At 57.6% G+C, this 3,902-nt stretch carries 3 protein-coding genes and 2 pseudogenes; 3 read left to right on the top strand and 2 right to left on the bottom strand.

Annotation, left to right across the window (positions count from 1 at the left end):
* Positions 1-805, bottom strand: a pseudogene (locus RTX98_RS20430) (hypothetical protein); the annotation flags it as partial.
* A gap of 691 nt (positions 806-1,496) precedes the next feature.
* Between RTX98_RS20430 and RTX98_RS20425 the strand changes: the two are divergent.
* Both RTX98_RS20425 and RTX98_RS20420 read left to right on the top strand, forming a co-directional pair.
* Entirely contained in the window at positions 1,497-2,270 is a 774-nt protein-coding gene (locus tag RTX98_RS20425; protein ID WP_312798720.1) for a response regulator transcription factor, read from the top strand.
* Between the two features lie 4 nt (positions 2,271-2,274).
* Positions 2,275-2,754 carry a hypothetical protein gene (locus tag RTX98_RS20420; protein ID WP_312798719.1) on the top strand — a complete coding sequence of 160 codons (480 nt, stop codon included), beginning with the start codon at positions 2,275-2,277 and terminating at the stop codon, positions 2,752-2,754.
* A gap of 25 nt (positions 2,755-2,779) precedes the next feature.
* Here RTX98_RS20420 and RTX98_RS20415 read toward each other — a convergent pair whose 3' ends face one another.
* Positions 2,780-3,355 (bottom strand): transglutaminase-like cysteine peptidase, encoded by a 576-nt coding sequence (locus tag RTX98_RS20415; protein WP_189503116.1) that lies wholly within the window; start codon positions 3,353-3,355, stop codon positions 2,780-2,782.
* Positions 3,356-3,529: 174 nt separating this feature from the next.
* Between RTX98_RS20415 and RTX98_RS20410 the strand changes: the two are divergent.
* A pseudogene (locus RTX98_RS20410) lies at positions 3,530-3,902 on the top strand (hypothetical protein); the annotation flags it as partial.

Raw genomic sequence — 3,902 nt, 5'->3', positions numbered from 1 at the left:
CTGCACCGTTGCCGCCACCACCGCTTGCACTACCACTGCCTGCACTGCCAGTCATGCCATTGCCGCCATTGGCACCGGCCGTACCACCGACACCGCCATTGGCCAGGCTGCCTGCCAGCCCACCGGCCCCGATGCCGCCCAGCGCAATACCGCCGAGCGCATTGCCGCCAGCAGCGCCTGTACCACCCAAGGCCTTGGCGAAGCTGCCACCAGAACCGCCTGCACCACCACCGCTGATGCCGTCACCCGCATAGGCTTCGCCGCCTTCGGCGGTGAAATCCTGGGTGAACGTGCCGTTGTTGATCGCGTTGGCGGTAAGCGTATCGTTGTCGTTGATGTTGGCGACCTGATTGATCAGGGTGCCGACGGAATAATCACCGTCCATCCCGTTCAACGCATTGTCGAAGGTGGTGTTGAACACTGAGTCGATCGAGGCATTGCCGTCGAGGTCGAGGTCGATCGAGTCGTTGTCCGATGGCTCCCAGCCTTCCATGTTGAGGCCGACACCAACACCGACGTTCACATGGGTGTCAGTGGTCGTCGAAGTGTGGTTTTCGTTGGTGTTGAGGTTACCGTTTGCATTCAGGCTACCATTGGCATTCAGATTGCCATTGCCGTTGCCGTTAAGATTGCCGTTGCCATTCTCATTACCGTTGTAGGACTCGCTGTACTGAGACTGACCCTGGCCTTGGCCCTGGTTCTCGTATTGACCCTGACCCTGGTGTTCATGCTGGCTCTGATCCTGGTCCTGATCCTGGCTGGAAGGATCGAAATTCCAAGGAAAGCTCTGCGTCTTAGCGTTCATCTTCAAAATCCTAAAAGAGGCCGCGGACCCGGAACGCCATTCATCTCATAGGGCGCTTTGCGGGGTTAAGCGGCGTGTTCATTTTCGCTGCTGCTTCAATCTCCGGACACACTCGATCGAGGGGACGAACGACCGCAGACCCGGCATGCGTTGCTTGATGAGATCCTCCTCAAAGGAGAGCGCGTGTCAGCGAGCGCTCGCCCATTGGGACAAGCCGCAACCTGAGGTTCTTTGGATGGGTCCGGCACTCTCCAAACCGGAACGAGATCACACTGCCTGCCCTTTATTGAAGTAAAAATACCTCAATTGGAGCTAGATCGACAGTAAGACGCAAGGCTACTTTGTTAGCTCAGCATAATATTCAAAATTAAGCCGGCGACACATGGTCTCTCAAGCTTACGACAGGTTCGCTGACCATTATTGCATGTGCGCACAACACGGAACGCTGCAGCTTTGAACAAGCAATTTAGCATCAACTTATGGAAATCGCTGGTGTTTTGGGCGCCTAGCACAACGAGTGCTGCCGAGCCACAAAAACTAAATCGTTCCGGCTATATCCAGGTTACAAGAAGAGAGATACATTTATTCCAGACTATCAAAGTTAAACGATTATTAAACATTGTTGGAACGCCCGCAGAAGGAATTGCCTAAGGAGTAGGGGAACGCAGTATCGCGTATTGGGGGAGTGCCTATGTCTGAAGTAATGCAATCCTACGCTAAAGCCGAGCGAGACGGGTTCGGCCGGCCTGTCCGGAAGCGCGACACCTTCCTGTTTGTCACGGCAAAGCCTGTCCTGTCGGAATGTCTGATCCAGGCCATCGAAACGGAATTTGTCGATGTGGCAGCAGTCCAGGTGCCGGATCTGGCTGCAGCCTGCGAGGGATCCAAGGGGAACGTTTCACTGATCTTCGTCGATCTTGCTTTGTTCGAACAGCTCGAAAACTGGGTCCCCGAGCTGATGAACGCGCATCCGAGCGCGCTGATCGCAATGGTACAGACCGACGCCCGTCGCTCCGTACCGATCGACGAGATCCTCCGATCCAACGTTGTTTGCGGCGTGTTGCCGATGCACCTGAAGCTCGATATCTGGCTCTCGGTGATCCGGCTGCTGCTGATCGGCGGCGAGTATATCCCGACCGCCATGTTCCGTCCGCTCGCCTCTGAAAAGATCGTCGCGCAGCAGCCAGCCAAGGCTCCCGCTCCGCCTGGGCATTTCGATCCGCGCGAGTTGAGCGGCCTGACGGAGCGCGAATTGCAGATCCTGGAACTCGTCGCGCGGGGTTTGCAGAACAAGGTGATCGCGGCCAGCCTGCAGTTGTCCGAACACACGGTGAAGATCCACCTGCACAACATCATCACCAAGCTCGGCACATCGAACCGCACACAGGCCGCGGCCATCTTCCACCGCAGCCGTGGAGGAGAAGCCGACGGAGCCTCCGCCCTCACCCTCCTGCCCGGACGGTGACGTCGTGTTGTTCAAGGATGTTCTCCAGCTCGTCGGCCACCTGAACTACACGTGGACCAACACGGAAAGCCTCCTGATCTACCTGATCGCCGGCCTTGCAAAAACCGACAAGGAAACCGCGATCATCATCTTCCTGACCCTGAACACCACGAAAGCCCGCATCGAGCTCGTGGAACGTCTAGCGAAGATGTCGAAAACCACATCGGAAGACCGTAAAGCCGTGCTCGAACTGACGAGCCGGTTGAGCCGTCAGGCGCGGCTGCGCAACAAATACACGCATTGCATCTATTCGTTCGACCAGACCGGCACGCGGGCCAGCACGCAATTGATGCGCGTGGTGGAAAGCAAGGATGCTGTGCGCTACGGCAAGGTCGAGGCGCTGGACGATCCCGAAATGATGCGCATTTCAGCCTCGATCGCGGCGATCCAGGGCATCAACAAGGACATCTGGACGCTGGTGGAAGCCAAGAACTTTCCGCATTGAAGCGTTCTGTCCGCCGGTAAAACGGCTAGCTGTCGATGCGTGTCCATTCGGAACCGCCGCCGGCGTTGGGCTTCTGGCGCGCGAAATATTTGTAGGGCGTGCGTGACCAAGGCTTGATGGCATCCGTCATGTTGTCGAGCACCAGATCGCCCTTCGACGTGCGAACGGTGAGAACGGCATGACCGGCACCATTCAGAGTGCCGACCGTGAGAAGCAAAGTCGAAGCGGGCCATCCGCGCTTCAGAAGCTCGGCCTTCTTCATGATCGCGAGATCCTCGCAATCACCGCCGGCATCCGCGGTCGGCATGCCCCATTGGTCGCCGCTGAGACCCGGTTTGTCATCGCGCTGCTTGAAGCCGCGATTGACGGATGTGTTGACGGCCTTCAACTCGGCCATGCGCGCGGGCGTCATGGTCATGGCATCGGACGCGCCATTGGTTGAACACAAGCGCGGCTGCTCGTCACAGAAGGGGTAGAAGCCAGGAGGTGCAAAGGCGAAGCCGAGCGGCTTCATTGTCGAGGGTGCACCAATACTACTCGTGGTTTCCGAACAAGCGGCACAACCCAGGAGCACGGCAAGAACGATCACGCAGCGAATCATGACTATCTCCGGCGTCAATCGCATAGGCTAAAATGCGCCGGTGAGGCAAATATAAAGAATCCCGCTTGCGGACAGATCAGGATTACACTAGCGTTTACAGATTGTTACCAATGACGGTGACATCCATCATACGCCAAAGAGGGGACGGGCGCATCTTTCCTTAGGAGGAAGAGCATGTACTCGTTCGCAAAAAACGCGGGCAGCCTTGGTGCTGCCCTGCTGATCTCAACGGCTTCTCTCGTCTTTTCAAGCTCCACGGCGATCTCGCAATCGGCAAGGCAGAACGTGACGGCCAATCAATGCCGCACGCTGACACGCAACAATCTCGCGCTGTGCTGCGCCGCCCTCAATCGCAGCACCATCCTGTCGCGCGGACAGTTGGCGCAATGCCCGCCACTGACGACATCCCTCGTCTCGCAAGCCCTTCGCGACTCCCAACGCAGCGATGATAACGGCGGGGGCCGTGGCAATAACGGCAACAATGGCAACAATGGCGGATCCGGAAATTCGGGCGGCCCTGGCAACTCGAATGGCCCCGGCGGCTCCA

The organism is Tianweitania sp., assembly GCF_032053605.1.
GTDB lineage: Bacteria > Pseudomonadota > Alphaproteobacteria > Rhizobiales > Rhizobiaceae > Tianweitania.
The sequence above is the reverse complement of the archived record's forward strand: the minus strand, read 5'-3'. Positions and strand labels throughout refer to the sequence as shown.

What these genes read in the sequence shown, in the direction of transcription:
- RTX98_RS20425 (WP_312798720.1), top strand. Translation starts at nt 1,497, where the DNA reads ATGTCTGAAGTAATGCAATCCTACGCTAAAGCCGAGCGAGACGGGTTC.
- RTX98_RS20415 (WP_189503116.1), bottom strand. Translation starts at nt 3,355, where the DNA reads ATGATTCGCTGCGTGATCGTTCTTGCCGTGCTCCTGGGTTGTGCCGCT.